Source organism: Campylobacter sputorum subsp. sputorum, from assembly GCF_008245005.1.
In the GTDB taxonomy this organism is placed as follows: Bacteria; Campylobacterota; Campylobacteria; order Campylobacterales; family Campylobacteraceae; genus Campylobacter_F; species Campylobacter_F sputorum.
Genome location: NZ_CP043427.1, coordinates 1,391,218 through 1,406,531, shown reverse-complemented (window position 1 = coordinate 1,406,531; position 15,314 = coordinate 1,391,218). Strand labels below are relative to the sequence as shown.

The window sequence follows — 15,314 nt, the reverse complement described above, 5'->3', positions numbered from 1 at the left end:
AAAAGGGTAATTATGGATTTTATAAATTTAGCAAAAGTTTACAAAACACCGCTTTATGTCTATGATTTTGATATGATTGAGCAAAAGTATCTTTCTTTAAAAAACTCTTTTAGTGCTAGAAAGTCGTTACTTTGTTATGCTGTAAAAGCAAATTCAAATTTAAGTGTGCTTAAATTTTTGGCTAATCTTGGAGCTGGATTTGATTGTGTTTCTATAGGTGAGGTAAAAAGAGCATTATTAGCTGGTGCAAAAAACTATCAGATAATTTTTAGTGGCGTTGGAAAAAATGATGATGAAATAAAAGAAGCACTAAATTTAGACATACTTATGTTAAATTTAGAAAGTGAAGCTGAGTTTTATAGAGTTGAAAAAATAGCCCAAGAACTTGGTAAAAAGGCTAGAATTTCAGTTAGAGTAAATCCAAATATAGATCCAAAAACTCATCCTTATATTTCAACTGGATTAAATGAAAATAAATTTGGTGTTGAGATAGAAGTTGCAAAAAAGATATATCTAAAAGCTAAATCTTCGCCTTTTATAGAGCCAATTGGGATTCATTTTCATATCGGTTCACAATTAACCGATATTAAGCCAATTTATGATGCTTGTAATGTTGTTTCAAAGCTTTTAAGGGAGTTAATAGCACTTGAAATAGACATAAGATTTTTTGATGTAGGTGGTGGCATAGGCATAGTTTATGATAATGAAATTACCATAAAACCTTATGATTACGCACAAGCCATACTTAGCACACTTAGTGGACTTGATGTTACTGTGGTGTGTGAGCCTGGACGATATATCGTTGGAGAAAGTGGATATTTTGTAAGTTCTGTATTGTATGAAAAAGTAAATAAAACAAAGAGATTTATTATAGTTGATGGTGCTATGAATGATCTTGTAAGACCTAGTTTGTATAATGCTTATCACAAAGTTACTCACATATCTTTAGAAAATAAAAATGAAGAGAAGAGTGTTTGTGATATAGTTGGACCAATTTGCGAAAGCGGAGATTTTCTTGCTAAGAGTGTAGAAATTAGCAAAACAAATAGAGGCGATTTGCTTGTTTTTAGTTCAGCTGGTGCATATGGATTTAGTATGTCGAGTAATTATAATACTAGAAACAGGGCAGCAGAAGTTGGAATTTATAATGGCAAAGATAAGCTCATAAGAAAAAGAGAGAGTTTTGAGTATCAAATAGCATTAGAAAAAGAGTGTTTATAGAAGGAAAAAATGCAAAATATTGATGATTTACGCTCACAAATTGATAAATTAGATGATCAAATATTAGAATGTTTAAATCAAAGAATGACCCATGTTAAAAAAATTGGCGAGTTAAAAAAATCAAGCGGAACAAATATATATAGACCAGAACGCGAAAAAGCAATTTTAAGCCGTTTGTATAATCAAAATAGCGGTCCTTTAAACAAAGAAGCAATTGAAGCAATTTATTTTGAAATTTTTGGTGTTTCTAGAAATTTAGAAATGCCTCAAAGGGTTGCTTTTTTGGGTCCTGATGGAACATATTCACATCAAGCTGCTGAAAGTAGGTTTGGTGCAATGAGTTCTTATACGCCACTTGCTACGATTGATGCTGTTTTTACAGAGATTATCAACAAAGAAGCAAAATACGGAGTTGTTCCAGTTGAAAACAATACAGAAGGTGCAGTTGGGCTTACTCTTGATTGTTTGGGTAAATTTGATACTATAAAAATAGTATCAGAACTTTATATGGATATCCACCACTCTTTTGTTAGTTTAAATGAAAATTTTAAAAAAATAAATAAAATTTATTCTCACCCACAAGCTTATAATCAATGTTTAAAATTTTTAGAAAGCCATAATCTAAGCGATGTAGAATTTATCCCTTCAAAATCTACTGCAATGGCAGCAAAGATGGCTTTAGAAGATGAAAATAGTGCGGCAATTTGCTCAAAAATAGCAGCTAAAATTTACAATATCCCAGCTATTTTTGAGACCATAGAAGATAATTGTGCAAACAAAACTAGATTTTTAATTTTAAGCGATTTTAAGGCACTTCGCGGTGAACACAATAAAACTTCTATTTTAGTTAATGCAGATCATAGACCAGGCGGACTTGTTGATTTGCTTTCGATATTTAGAAACGAGGATATAAATTTAACAAAACTTGAAAGTAGACCTATGAAAAATAAAGATTTTAAAACTATATTTTTTATAGATTTTGAGGGATATATAGATGATGATAGGGTTCAAAGTGCTTTTGATCTTGCATTAAAAAGGGGTCATGACATTAAGTGGCTTGGAAGTTATATAAATGGAGAAATACAGTGAAATTTAATAAACATTTGCAAAATATATCAAACTATGAAGCAGGAAAACCAATAGAACTTGTTGTAAGGGAATTTGGCGTAAAAAATGACGATGTTTTAAAATTAGCTAGTAATGAAAATCCTTTAGGATGTTCCAAAAAAGTTCAAAGAGCTATCAAAGATTGTGCTAAAAATGCAAGTCTTTATCCTGATGATAGTATGTTTGAACTAAAAGAAAAACTTGCCAAAAAATATGAAGTTAAAACCCAAAATATCATAATAGGCTCAGGAAGTGATCAGACTATTGAGTTTGCAATGCATGCTAAAGCAAATGAAAATAGTGCTATTTTAGTTGCAGGAACAACTTTTGCAATGTATGAAATTTATGCTTCTCATGTTGGTGCGAAAGTCTATAAAACAAACTCTAAAAATCATAATTTAGCTGAGTTCGAAGAGCTTTATAATAAACATAAAGAAGAAATTTCTATAATATTTCTTTGCATTCCAAACAATCCGCTTGGAGAGTGTTTGGATGCTAAAGATGTTTATGATTTTATATCTAAAATAGACGAAGATACCTTGGTTGTTATTGATGGAGCTTATCAGGAGTTTGCTAGTTTTAAAGATAGCAATAAACACATAAATGTAAAAAAACTCATAAATGATTTTAAAAATACAATGTATATGGGAACTTTTTCAAAAGCATATGGACTTGGTGGAATGAGGGTTGGATATGCCGTGTCTTCACAAAGTATTATAAAAGAGTTATCTAAATTAAGAGTTCCTTTTAACATAACTACGCTTAGTTTAAAAGCTGCAATTGTGGCATTGGACGATGATAAATTTATACAAAAGACTCTTAAAAATAATTTTTCTCAAATGAAAAAATTTGAGAAATTTGCACTCAAACACGGGATTGATTATATAAAAAGTTACACAAATTTTATAACTTATATTTTCAAAGACAAAAATGCTACAGAAATTTCACAAAACTTGTTAAAAAAAGGTATAATTTTAAGAGATTTAAAAAATTATGGAATGAATGCTATTAGAATTACTATTGGCAAACCAAAAGATAATATTAGAGTTTTTAAAGAATTAGAAAAATTAATTTAAGTAAAGCGTATATATGGATTTTAAAGCTATTGTAAATCAGATTGGAAAATTATATCAAAATCTTACTTTAAGACAAAGAATAGTAGCTGCAGGCTCTATCGTTGTAGTTATAGGATTTTTGGTATTTTTAAGTATATACAAATCATCTCAAAGTAGTAATACTTATGATGGATATAGTGTTTTATTTGAAAATATTTCTCCAAGTGATTCTGCACTTATTCTTCAGCAGTTAAATGCAGACAAAGTTCCATATAAACTTCATAATGAAAGCACTATTTTAGTTCCTAATGATAAAGTTTATCAAGAAAGAATAGCAATTGCTAGTCTTGGTATCCCAAAAGATAGTAAGGTTGGTTTTGAAATTTTTGATAAACAACAATTTGGTGCAACAGATGAAGAGCAAAGAGTAAAATATCAAAGGGCATTAGAAGGCGAACTTGCAAGGACTATTGAAGGTTTAGCACCCATAGAAGCAGCAACTGTTCATATAGCTTTGCCAAAAGATAGTGTTTTTACTAAGCGTCAAGTTCAACCATCAGCTTCTGTGCTTTTAAATGTAAGACAAAATTCAAAACTTACCAGCAAACAGATATCTGGTATAAAAAATTTAATCGCAGCTTCGGTTCCAAATTTAAATGCAGAAAATGTTAAGCTTGTAGATCAAGATGGAACCCCTCTTGGTATTGAAGAAGGGGTAATAGACGATGAACTTATTTCTAAACAAATAAAATATAAAAAAGATTTTGAAAGTTCTTATGAGAGAAAAATAATAAATGTTTTATCCCCCATAGTTGGTGGAGATAATAAAGTCGTAGCAAAAGTTACAATCGATTTTGATTTTGCTAGAGAAGATTCTCAAAGTGAAGTTTATGATCCAAACTCAGTTGCTAGAAGTGAGCAAAATATAGAAGAAAAAAGAGAGGGAAAAGCACCAAAAGAAGTTGGAGGAGTTCCAGGAGCAGTTAGTAATATAGGTCCAGTAGAAGGTTTGGAAGACAATCAAAAAACAGAACTTTATACAAAGAGTTCAGCTACTACAAATTATGAAATTTCTAAAAAAATTACTAAAGTTTTAGGAGAATTTGCCACTATAAAAAGAGTAAGTGTAGCTGTTGTTGTTGATGGAAAATATGAGTATAAAAAAGATGAAAATGGAAATCCAACCAAAGAAATAGAATATGTTTCTTTACCTCAAAATGAACTAACTGCTATAAATAATATAGTAAAACAAGCAGTTGGTTATAATCAAGAAAGAGGAGATGAGGTTACAGTTAGTAATTTTCAGTTTAAAGAGCCAACTACAACTAAAACGCCGGCAAATACAATCGCTAGATTTTATGAGTTATACTTAAGTCCTTTTACTGCGCTTGTAAAATATCTATTGGCTGCTTTAGTTCTTTATATTTTTTACAAAAAAATTATTGTTCCATTTTCCGAAAAAATGCTTGAAGAACAGATTGAAGAATATGAGCCTACCAAAGAAGATTTGGGTCTAATGGATATACAAGAAGACACAGAAGATACTTTAGAGAAGTTTAAAGCTGCAAAACAAAAAGTTGAAGAACAACTTGGATTAAGAGATGGAAATCTTAACGAAGAGGAGCTAAAATATGATATACTTCTTGAGAAAATGCAAACTATTGTAAGCTCTAAATCCGAAGAGATTGCTACATTGCTTCAAGAGTTGGTAAATAATGATGGGGAAATCATGTCTTCTATAAGTAAGGATACTTGATGGTAAAACTCACTGAACAACAAAAGGCTTTGTATAATGACCTTTCTATGGCTGAAAAAATAGCGATTTTATTAATTCAACTTGGCGAGGAGCCAACTGCTCTTATTTTTTCACATATGGAAATAGAAACTATAACTGAAATTTCTAGATATATAGCAACTTCTAAAAGTATTGATAGGCAAATAGCTGCGGCTGTTTTAGAGGAATTTTATGCTTTAATGCAATCAAATCAATATATGAAAACAGGCGGTATAGAGTATGCAAAAGAGATACTTTATAAAACCTTTGGTCCTGAAATAGCACAAAAAATTCTTGATAAACTTTCTAAAAGCATGGAATCAACGAAATCATTTTCATATCTTGAAAAGATTAAACCACAGCAAATTGCTGATTTTATCACAAAAGAACATCCTCAAACGATAGCTTTAATTTTGGCTCATATGGATGTAACAAGTGCTGCTGAGACGCTTAATTATTTTGATGATGAATTAAGAGGCGAGGTGGTTTTAAGAATGGCAAATTTAGGCGATATCAGCCCATCTGTGATAAAAAGAGTTTCAACTGTATTAGAAAGCAAACTAGCCTCTCTTACATCTTATAAAGTTGAAGTTGGTGGTCCAAGAGCTGTTGCTGAGGTATTAAATAGACTTGGACAAAAAGCAAGCAAAACTACTATTGAAAAGATTGAGCAAGCAGATACAGAACTTGCTTCAACCATCAAAGATCTTATGTTTACATTTGAAGATATTACAAATCTTAATGCAAATGCTATAAGAGAAATTTTAAAAGTTGTTGATAAGAAAATTTTAATGATAGGGCTTAAAGGTTCTGGTGAAGCTTTAAAAGAAAAATTCCTTCAAAATATGAGTCAAAGAGCAAGTGAAGCGTTTCTTGAAGAGATGGGATTTTTAGGTGCAGTTAGACTTAAAGATGTTGAAGAAGCTCAAAGAAAAGTTGTAGAACAAGTTCAAGTTTTAGCTTCTCAAGGTGTGTTCCAAATAGGCGAACAAGATGAGATGATAGAATGATATCAAATACAGTAATTTCAAATTCAGTTGCACCATCGCATAATATCGAATCATATAGATTTAAAGTTATTGGATCAAATTTAGAAGAAGAGCAAAAAACAAGTAACAAAAAAGAAGAAAATAGTGAAAATATAGCCCCAATAGAGAGCAAAACTATACAAAATGAAGAGATTGTAGAAGTTAGTTCTCAAACAGAAAATACGCCAAAACAAAACCCATTAGAAGAAGCTCATAGTAGCTTTATAGAAGAGCTTTTGAAGAGAACAGATGAGCTTAGTGGAAATATTATAAAACTTCAAATGCAAATAGAAAATCAAGAAAAAGAATTTGAAAAAAGACTTGATAGTGAAATTTCAAGGGCTAAAGAAGATGCACAAAAAGAAGGTTATGAAAAAGCAAAATCAGAATTTGACATTAAATTTGATGAACTTAATGCAAAATATCTAAGTTCTATCTCAAAACTTGAAAGCGAATGTCAAAATTTACAAAATTTTTTGACTACAAATGAAAATGAACTAAGCTTAGCTGCTATTGACATAGCAAAAGAAGTTATACAAAAAGAGGTAAATGCAAACTCATCTGTAGTCGCACAAAATCTTGCAAAAGCTCTTATGAAAGATATAAAAGATGCTACTCATATAGAGTTAAAGGTAAATCCAAAAGATTTTGAGTTAATGCAAAATTTAGCCAAAGAAGATGCGAAGATAAAAATAACTTCAGATGATGCGATTAGTCCCGGCGGAGTTGTCCTTTTAAGCGATGTTGGAAATTTAGATGCTACGCTTCAAAATAGATTAATGAATGTAAAAAAGATAATTGGTGATTAGTTATGATAGAAAATTTTAAAAATTTAAACACAGAAGAGTTAGAAGAATTAGCATTTGATATAAGAAAAAAAATAGTTGAAGTAGTTAGTAAAAATGGTGGTCATCTAAGCTCAAATTTGGGTGCTGTAGAACTTACTTTGGCAATGCATTATGTTTTTGATCCAAGTATAAATCCTTTTATTTTTGATGTAAGTCATCAAAGTTATACACATAAACTTCTTACTAGAAATTGGAGTGAGTTTGAAACATTAAGACAATTTGGCGGCATTAGCGGCTACACAAAACCAAGTGAAAGTAATAAAGACTATTTCATAGCAGGTCATAGTTCAACTTCTATATCTTTAGTTGTTGGAGTCTGTAAAGCAATAAAACTAAAAAAAGAATTTAAACTCCCAATAGCACTCATAGGAGATGGTGCTTTAAGTGGCGGCATGGCTTATGAGGCATTAAATGAGCTAGGAGATAGAAAATATCCCTGTGTTATTATACTAAATGATAACGAAATGAGTATAAGTAAGCCAATAGGAGCACTTAGTAAATATCTTTCTCAGATGATGGCAGGGCAGTTTTATCAGAAATTTAAAGGTCGCATAAATCAGCTTTTAAGCTATGTGCCGCAAGGTGCTGCTTATATGGCTAAGAAATTTGAAGAGGGTTTTAGGCTTATAACTCCTGGTATGTTTTTTGAAGAACTTGGACTTGAATACATCGGACCAGTTGATGGACATAATCTAAAAGATTTGATTTCTGCCCTAGAAGTTGCTAAAAGTATGAATAAGCCAGTTATAGTTCATGCTCAAACTTTAAAAGGCAAAGGATACGAAAAAGCCGAGGGGCATTATGAAAATTGGCATGGTGTCGGACCTTTTGATATACAAAGCGGTGAGTTTATAAAAAAAGAATCAAATAAAAATGCAACAAAAATTTATAGTGAAAATTTGATGGATCTTGCCTTAAAACATGATAATGTAGTAGGAGTTACCGCTGCTATGCCAACAGGAACTGGGCTTGAGCCTTTGATACAGAGATTTCCTGATAGATTTTGGGATGTAGCCATAGCAGAGCAACACGCAGTAACTTCAATGTCAGCTATGGCAAAAGAAGGTTTTAAGCCATATATCACGATATATTCTACATTTTTGCAGCGTGCTTATGATCAGATTATACATGATTGTGCTATTTTAAATACAAATGTTGTTTTTGCAATAGACAGAGCTGGAATTGTCGGAGAAGATGGCGAAACTCATCAAGGTGCTTTTGATATAAGCTATCTAAATGCTATCCCAAATATAACGATTTTTGCACCAAGAGATGAAAAAAGCTTTAAATTTGTTATTGATTATTCATATGAGCATAAAGGCGTTTGTGCGTTTAGATATCCGCGTGGAGCTTTTATTTTGCAAGATGAATTTGAGCCTAAAAAGATACAGTATGCCAAAGGCGAAATTTTATGCAACGGAAATTCAAATGTAGCTTTTATAGGCTATGGTAATGGTGTTGGAAAAGCTTACAAGGTAGCACAAAATTTAAAAAACGAATTTAAACCAACGCTAGTAGATCTTGTTTTTGCAAAGCCTCTTGATAAAGAGCTTTTGGTAAATTTAGCACAAAATCATAAAATTTGGTATATTTTTAGCGATAGTGCAAAAAGTGGAGGTATCGGCTCAATTTTGGCAACATTTTTACAAGAAAATGAAATAAAAGATGTCTGTATAGTTAGTTTTGAGTATGATGATAAATTTATAACTCATGGCAATACAAATTTAGTGGAAAAATCATTGCAAATAGATGTGGAGTCACTGTCTACAAAAATTCTAAAAGAAAAAAAATATCAACTAATATAAACTTCTTTTAAATAAAATAATATATAATAATTTCAAAAAATTTAAGGAGATGCTATGGATCACATTTCATTATTGAAAAAATTTGATTTAAAGGCAACACCACAAAGACTTTGTGTTTTGAGTGTTTTAAGTGAGCATAAACACCCAAATATAGATGAGCTTTATGAAAGCATTAAAAACTATTATCCATCTATATCTTTGGCAACTGTTTATAAAAATTTAGCAACACTTATGGATAAAGGCTTGGTAGTTGAGGTTAATATGCCAAATCAAAAAACAAAATATGATATCTATGAATATCCGCATATTCATATAGTTTGTGAAAATTGCGGTCATGTTGAAGATATGATTTTTGAAGATGGATCAATGGAAAATTTTCAAAAAAATTTGGAGCAAAAGCTTTCAAATTTTGTAGAAAAGTTTAATGTAGTAGCTAGTGTAAAAACTTGCAAACATTGTTCTTGATTTGATATTTTAAGCACTATTTTGCTAAAATTAATCAAAATTTTGCAAGGATAGTGCTGTGGTTCTAGAAATAGAGCGTAAATTTCTTATAGATAGCGAAATTATTTTAGATGAGTTTACGCTTGATGATATAAATTTTCAACTTTTAAAAGTTGAGCAATTCTACACGCAAATAACTAAATTTGATGAAAGAAGATATCGAAAAAGCTCTAAGAGTTACTTTTTTACATACAAAAAAGGCAAAGGTATTTCAAGAGTTGAAAACGAACATGAAATAACCAAAAAAGAGTTTAAACGAGCAAAAGAGCTTATGCTTGGAAGCCTTATTAGTAAAGATAGATATCTTTTTAAAATAAATAATTTACCTTGCAATATAGACATTTATAGTGGCGATTTATCAGGGCTTATTGTTTTGGAAATAGAGTTTCTTACTATAGATGACGCTAATAATTTTAAAATTCCAAATTTTTTACAAAAACATATTTTAAAAGAGATTACTTATGAAGATGAGTATAAAAATAAAAATTTAGCTCTTTTTGGAAATCCTGATGCTGGTTTTGATGTAGAAAAAAGTATGGATATTTTAGATAAAGTAAGCCCACTTCTTCAAAATTTAGTTTTTCCAGACAGTATTAATGCAATGGATGGTGTAAGAGTTAGTTTTTATTATCTTTTTAAATTGATACAGCATTATAAAAATGATTATTTAAAAACATTTAATGATGAATCAATGCATCAATTTAGAGTAAATTTAAGAAAAAGTAGATCACTTTTAAAGCTTATAGGCTCTGTTTTTGATCAAGATATTACTAAGCATTTTTGCGATGAGTTTAAAAAACTAGCAAATTCTACAAATAAGATTAGAGATATCGATGTTTTTTTAAATTTTATAGATAATTCAGATGAATATGAGACCCATAAGGCCATTTTGAGAAATAGTAAAAATAGGCAAATTACCCAGTTTAAACAAATTTTAGAAGATAGTGAAATTTTATTTGAAGAGTGGAGTATGCTGCTAAGAGAAAATAGTGATTTTTATAAAGGTATAAATCACGATAAAAAACTAAAAAAACTTGTATCAAAAGCTCTTAGAATTCAAATGGTGAAGTTGCAAAAAAGACTATTTAATCTTAATAGCGATTGCAAAAATTCGTATTTTCATAAAATTAGAATAGAATTTAAGAAATTCAGATATTTAGCTGATATGTATAAGAGTTTTTATAAGGATGAGAAGTTATTAAATTGTATTTTAAAATCAAAAGAAGCACAAGAGCTTTTTGGAAATCTTCAAGATAGAGATGTTTGGTTATCGATGATAGACGAATTAGAAAATCACGATAATAACGATTTATCTGAGTTAAAATCTAAATTTAAAAAAGATATTATAAATTTAAGAGATGAAATACTTAGAAAAAAAGACAAACTTAGAAAAAGATTTTTAAAAAGTTCAAAGATAATTAAAATTTACACATAAAGAAAGTTAATGGAAAAGCAAAAAGAAATCGTTGAAATGTTTAATGAAATAGCACCAACTTATGATAAAGCAAATAGAGTCATAAGTTTTGGTATAGATACAAGTTGGCGTAAAAATGCGTGTAAGATAGTGTTAAAAAAAATAGATAAAAAAGATATAAATATCATAGATGTTGCTTGTGGAACTGGCGATATGATGGGTATCTGGGAAGATATTTCTAAGAAATTTGGTATTAAAATAAACGATATGATTGGCATTGATCCAAGTGTTGGAATGCTTAATGTAGCAAAAAATAAATTTCCAAATTATAAATTTATAACAGCAAAAGCCGATGATACTACACTTGATTCAAATTTTGGAGATATTTTAAGCATAAGTTATGGTATAAGAAATGTAGTTCAAAGAAAAGAAGCTTTAAGCGAGTTTAATAGAGTTTTAAAAAGTGGCGGCTATCTTGTAGTTTTGGAATTTACTAAAAGAAAACATGGTGGTTTGATACCATTTTTTAGAGATTTTTATATAGCAAATATTTTGCCTACGCTTGGTGGAATGATATCTAAAAATAAAAAAGCATATGAGTATCTTCCAAATTCAATCAGCAATTTTTTAGATAAAGAGAGCTTCAAAGATGAGCTTAGTGAGGCTGGTTTTGAGTTAGAGCTTACAAAAGGGTATAGTTTTGATGTTTGCACTCTTTTTGTTGCTAAAAAGATAAAAGATATATAAAATGCTTAGCGTTAGCGAGTTAAACGAGCAGGCAAAATCGCTTCTTGAAACCAACTTTTCATCTATAGAAGTTGAGGGCGAAATTTCAAGACTAACAAGACACTCATCAGGTCATTGGTATTTTACTCTAAAAGACGAAAAAGCCAGCATTTCTGCAACGATGTTTAAATTTGATAATGTAAAAGTAAAATTTACTCCAATTGAGGGTATAAAAATTGTAGCTAGTGGTAAGATTACGCTGTTTTCGCCAAGCGGCACATATCAAATAAATTTAAAATCTATGCGTCCAAGCGGCGAGGGTGAGTTAGAACTTGCTTTTAAACAGCTAAAAGATAAACTAGAAAAAGAGGGTTTATTTGATATTTCTCATAAAAAACCACTTCCAAAATATCCAAAGAAAATAGCGATAATAACATCAAAAACAAGTGCTGCACTTCAAGATATGCTAAAAATTGCAAAAAGTAGATGGCAATTCGTAAAAATAAGCGTATTTGATTCTTTAACTCAGGGCGAAAATGCACCAAATGATCTCATAAAAGCTCTCATGAAAGCTGATAGTATAGGATATGATACTCTTATAATTGCAAGAGGTGGTGGGAGTAGAGAGGATCTTTGGTGTTTTAATGATGAGGGCTTAGCAAGGTGTATTTATGCACTAAAAACACCTATTATAAGTGCTATCGGACATGAGATTGATTTTAGCATAAGCGATTTTGTAAGCGATCATAGAAGTCCAACGCCAAGTGCTGCTATGATGGATCTGCTTCCAAGTATTGATGAAATTATGCAACTACTTGATAAAAAAGAGGATGTGTTAGAAAATCTTATAAATTATAAATTGCAAAATGCCATTTCGCTACTTAATCTAAAAAAAAGCTTATTTTTAAACTCAAATTTAAAACAAAAACTATCTATATATAATCAAAATTTAGAACATATTAAATTTAAGCTGAAAAATTTTATAAATATGAATATTTCTAATTCATTAAATAAGATTGAAAATTTACAAAATATTTTTAAAGAAAAAGAGAATTTTTTTGCTAAAACAAAAAATTTAGTAGAAATACGAAAAAACGGCGAACTTATGTCTTTAGAAGAACTTAAAAAAGATGACATTATAACTATTTATTCGCAAAATTTCTCAAAAGATGCAAAAATAATAAATTAAATTTGGAGGATTGATTATGAGGGCTTTAAATTTTAATGCAGGACCAAGTTGTATTCCCTTAGAAGTTTTAGAATATGCGAAAAATGAATTTAGCGATTTTAATGGATGTGGCAGTTCTATAATGGAACTTAGCCATAGAAGCAAAACATTTGAGCAAGTTTTAGACTCAGCCATATCAAATGTAAAAGAGCTTTATAATATAAGTGATGATTTTGCTGTGTTATTTTTACAAGGTGGTGGTAGTTTGCAGTTTGCACAAGTTCCTATGAATTTATATAATGGCGGTGTTGCCCAGTATGTAGATACTGGCACTTGGACTAGTAAAGCTATAAAAGAAGCACAAATTCAAGGCATAAACTGCGAAGTTGTAGCAACTAGCGAGGATGCTAAATTTAACTATATTCCAAAATTTAGTTTTAGCGACAATGCTGATTATGCGTATATTTGCTCAAATAATACAATTCATGGAACACAATACCAAGAACTTCCAAAGACAAAGTGTCCGCTAGTTGTGGATAGTTCAAGCGATCTTTTAAGCAGGGATGTTGATTTTAGCAATATCGGGCTTTTTTTTGGAGGAGCTCAAAAAAATGCAGGACCATCTGGCGTAACTCTTGTTATAATTAGAAAAGATTTAGCAGATCGCGTAAAATCTAGTGTTCCAACTATGCTTCGCTACTTAACTCATATTAAAAATAATTCACTTTACAATACGCCAAATACATTTGGAATTTATATGTTTGATCTTGTTACAAAGTGGATTAAAAAACAGGGCGGTTTGGCAAAAATAAATGAGTATAATGTTAAAAAAGCAAGTGTATTGTATGAATTTATAGACGCAAATAGCGATTTTTACAAGCCTTTTGCAAGAAAAAATTCTAGATCTTTAATGAATGTTACATTTAATCTAAAAAGTGAAGAGTTAGAAAAAAGATTTGTAGAGATGTCTCAAAAAGAAAATATGATAGGCTTAAAAGGTCATAGGAGTTTAGGCGGCATAAGAGCGTCTATATATAATGCTGTTAGTTTAGAAGATGTAAAAGCTCTAGTTTCATTTATGGATGAGTTTGCTAGGAAAAACGGATAAAATCTTTTGCAAAAAGTGGCAGAGCTAGAAAGTTAAAACCTTGATTTTCTAAATTTGTGCTAAATTCAAGCAAGCTTGCAAATGCGTTTTGTGTGAGCTTGCACTCCACTACACAGCCGTTTTGGTTGAAAGTTTTGTTTGTAATTTGTAAATTTTCTTTCTCAAAAAAATACTCAAATTTGCGTGTTAGAATAAATGGTATGAAAAATATACAATCATCTTTTATCTCAAAAGGTATCAAATTTGCACCATTTATAGCCAAATTTACACTTGTTGAATATGCTCTTACTAAACCGCCAGTTCCAAGCTTTATACCGCCAAAATATCTTACTACAAAAACACCGCAGTTTATTAAATTTGCTCCACGCAAAGCATTTAGGCTAGGTGGGCCACTTGTTCCTTTTGGCTCACCATCATCACTTTGATTTTCTACGATTTGAAAAAATTCATTATAATGTCTATATGCCCAAACTATATGAACGGCTTTTGGATGTTCTAATTTTAGTTTTTCATGGAGTGTTTTAAATTCATCAAACGGGCATAGATAGGAGATAAAAGTGGATTTTTTTATCTCCTGCTTTGCTGTGAAAATTTCATTTATGGATTGCAAATACGATTTTACTCTTTTCTATCTTTTGCATCAGCTGTAAATAGCTGTTTATCCATAAGTTTAAAGTCATTTATAAATTTTTGTCCCTCATCGCTTGTTATCCAATTTGCAAATTCTTTTGCATTTTCCTCGTCGGCTTTAGGACATTTTTCCGGATTTACATTTATAACTGAGTAGAAATTTTTAAGATTATTATCGCCTTCGTTTAGAAGTACAAGTGGTGGATTTCCTTTATGTTGTGCTTCGTATTTTATGAAAGTTCCACGATCTGTTAATGTTACACCCTTTTGTTCTGCTGCTATATTTATAGTTGCGAGCATACCTTGACCGGTTTGTTTATACCAAGACTCTTTTTCTGGGACATTTGATATAGATTTTTTCCATATATCTAGCTCTTTATTGTGTGTTCCGCTCTTATCGCCTCTGCTATAAAAAGGAATTTTATCTTTTTGTATAATTTCAAAAACCTCTTTTAAGCTTTTGCCTTTAAATTTATCTACTAAAGATTTATCGCCTATTAGCACATAATCATTATACATAACCGGTTTTCTATCAACACCATAGCCATCTTTTACAAACTCTTTTTCTAATTTTGGCGAATGAACAAAAAGCACATCAACATCGCAGTTTTTACCCATTTCAAGAGCTTTTCCTGTGCCAACTGCTGTCCATTTTAAATCAACACCTGTTTTTGCTTTATAGATAGGATACAAAGCATCTAGCAAACCTGTGTCATCTGTGCTTGTTGTGGTTGCCATAACTAGATTATTATCTTTTGCATAGAGCGAACCAGCCATAAGCATAGCGATACCAAATGTTAAAATTTTACTTTTCATATACATCCTTTTAATAAAATTTTTAAAATTGTATCATTTGCTTATAAATGCATAGACAACAAATATGTATTTTAAGCATATTTTTGTTAAACTTAAAATAAAAATTAAGG

The 15,314-nt window shown here is 30.4% G+C and carries 14 protein-coding genes; 12 read left to right on the top strand and 2 right to left on the bottom strand.

What is annotated here, in order from left to right; genetic code table 11:
• The first annotated feature begins 12 nt into the window (after window positions 1-12).
• The 12 genes from lysA to serC are packed head-to-tail and all read left to right on the top strand — an operon-like array spanning window position 13 to window position 13,758.
• Window positions 13-1,221, top strand: a complete 1,209-nt coding sequence (gene lysA, locus CSPT_RS07165; RefSeq protein WP_089182960.1) for a diaminopimelate decarboxylase — start codon at window positions 13-15, stop codon at window positions 1,219-1,221.
• Between the two features lie 9 nt (window positions 1,222-1,230).
• On the top strand, window positions 1,231-2,310 hold the full coding sequence (gene pheA, locus CSPT_RS07160; RefSeq protein ID WP_089182959.1) for a prephenate dehydratase: 1,080 nt from the start codon (window positions 1,231-1,233) through the stop codon (window positions 2,308-2,310).
• Window positions 2,307-3,404: a histidinol-phosphate transaminase gene (gene hisC / locus CSPT_RS07155; RefSeq protein WP_089182958.1), complete on the top strand. Its 1,098-nt coding sequence runs from the start codon at window positions 2,307-2,309 to the stop codon at window positions 3,402-3,404. The genes pheA and hisC overlap by 4 nt, the downstream gene beginning before the upstream one ends.
• Window positions 3,405-3,417: 13 nt before the next feature.
• On the top strand, window positions 3,418-5,139 hold the full coding sequence (gene fliF / locus CSPT_RS07150) for a flagellar basal-body MS-ring/collar protein FliF (protein ID WP_089182957.1): 1,722 nt from the start codon (window positions 3,418-3,420) through the stop codon (window positions 5,137-5,139).
• Window positions 5,139-6,167: a flagellar motor switch protein FliG gene (gene fliG, locus CSPT_RS07145; protein ID WP_089182956.1), complete on the top strand. Its 1,029-nt coding sequence runs from the start codon at window positions 5,139-5,141 to the stop codon at window positions 6,165-6,167. The genes fliF and fliG overlap by 1 nt, the downstream gene beginning before the upstream one ends.
• Window positions 6,164-6,994, top strand: a complete 831-nt coding sequence (gene fliH / locus CSPT_RS07140; protein ID WP_089182955.1) for a flagellar assembly protein FliH — start codon at window positions 6,164-6,166, stop codon at window positions 6,992-6,994. Before fliG ends, fliH begins: the two co-directional genes overlap by 4 nt.
• A gap of 2 nt (window positions 6,995-6,996) precedes the next feature.
• Window positions 6,997-8,838: a 1-deoxy-D-xylulose-5-phosphate synthase gene (dxs, locus tag CSPT_RS07135; protein WP_089182954.1), complete on the top strand. Its 1,842-nt coding sequence runs from the start codon at window positions 6,997-6,999 to the stop codon at window positions 8,836-8,838.
• A 54-nt stretch (window positions 8,839-8,892) separates the two neighbouring features.
• A complete protein-coding gene (locus CSPT_RS07130) occupies window positions 8,893-9,303 on the top strand; it encodes a Fur family transcriptional regulator (RefSeq protein ID WP_089182953.1) in 411 nt (136 codons plus the stop codon).
• Between the two features lie 58 nt (window positions 9,304-9,361).
• Entirely contained in the window at window positions 9,362-10,777 is a 1,416-nt protein-coding gene (locus tag CSPT_RS07125; protein ID WP_089182952.1) for a CYTH and CHAD domain-containing protein, read from the top strand.
• Between the two features lie 9 nt (window positions 10,778-10,786).
• Window positions 10,787-11,503: a bifunctional demethylmenaquinone methyltransferase/2-methoxy-6-polyprenyl-1,4-benzoquinol methylase UbiE gene (ubiE, locus tag CSPT_RS07120; protein WP_089182951.1), complete on the top strand. Its 717-nt coding sequence runs from the start codon at window positions 10,787-10,789 to the stop codon at window positions 11,501-11,503.
• A gap of 1 nt (window position 11,504) precedes the next feature.
• The gene (gene xseA, locus CSPT_RS07115; protein ID WP_089182950.1) at window positions 11,505-12,671 is read left to right on the top strand and encodes an exodeoxyribonuclease VII large subunit; all 1,167 of its coding nucleotides are present in this window, start codon (window positions 11,505-11,507) and stop codon (window positions 12,669-12,671) included.
• Between the two features lie 16 nt (window positions 12,672-12,687).
• A complete protein-coding gene (serC, locus tag CSPT_RS07110; protein WP_170228716.1) occupies window positions 12,688-13,758 on the top strand; it encodes a phosphoserine transaminase in 1,071 nt (356 codons plus the stop codon).
• On the opposite strand, the gene CSPT_RS07105 is transcribed toward serC, so the two are convergent.
• Window positions 13,742-14,368 (bottom strand): IMPACT family protein, encoded by a 627-nt coding sequence (locus CSPT_RS07105; RefSeq protein WP_089182949.1) that lies wholly within the window; start codon window positions 14,366-14,368, stop codon window positions 13,742-13,744. The two genes, serC and CSPT_RS07105, sit on opposite strands and share 17 nt — an antisense overlap.
• A gap of 8 nt (window positions 14,369-14,376) precedes the next feature.
• Window positions 14,377-15,204, bottom strand: coding sequence for a tungstate ABC transporter substrate-binding protein TupA (gene tupA / locus CSPT_RS07100; RefSeq protein WP_089182948.1), 828 nt, complete (start codon window positions 15,202-15,204; stop codon window positions 14,377-14,379).
• Window positions 15,205-15,314 lie beyond the last annotated feature (110 nt).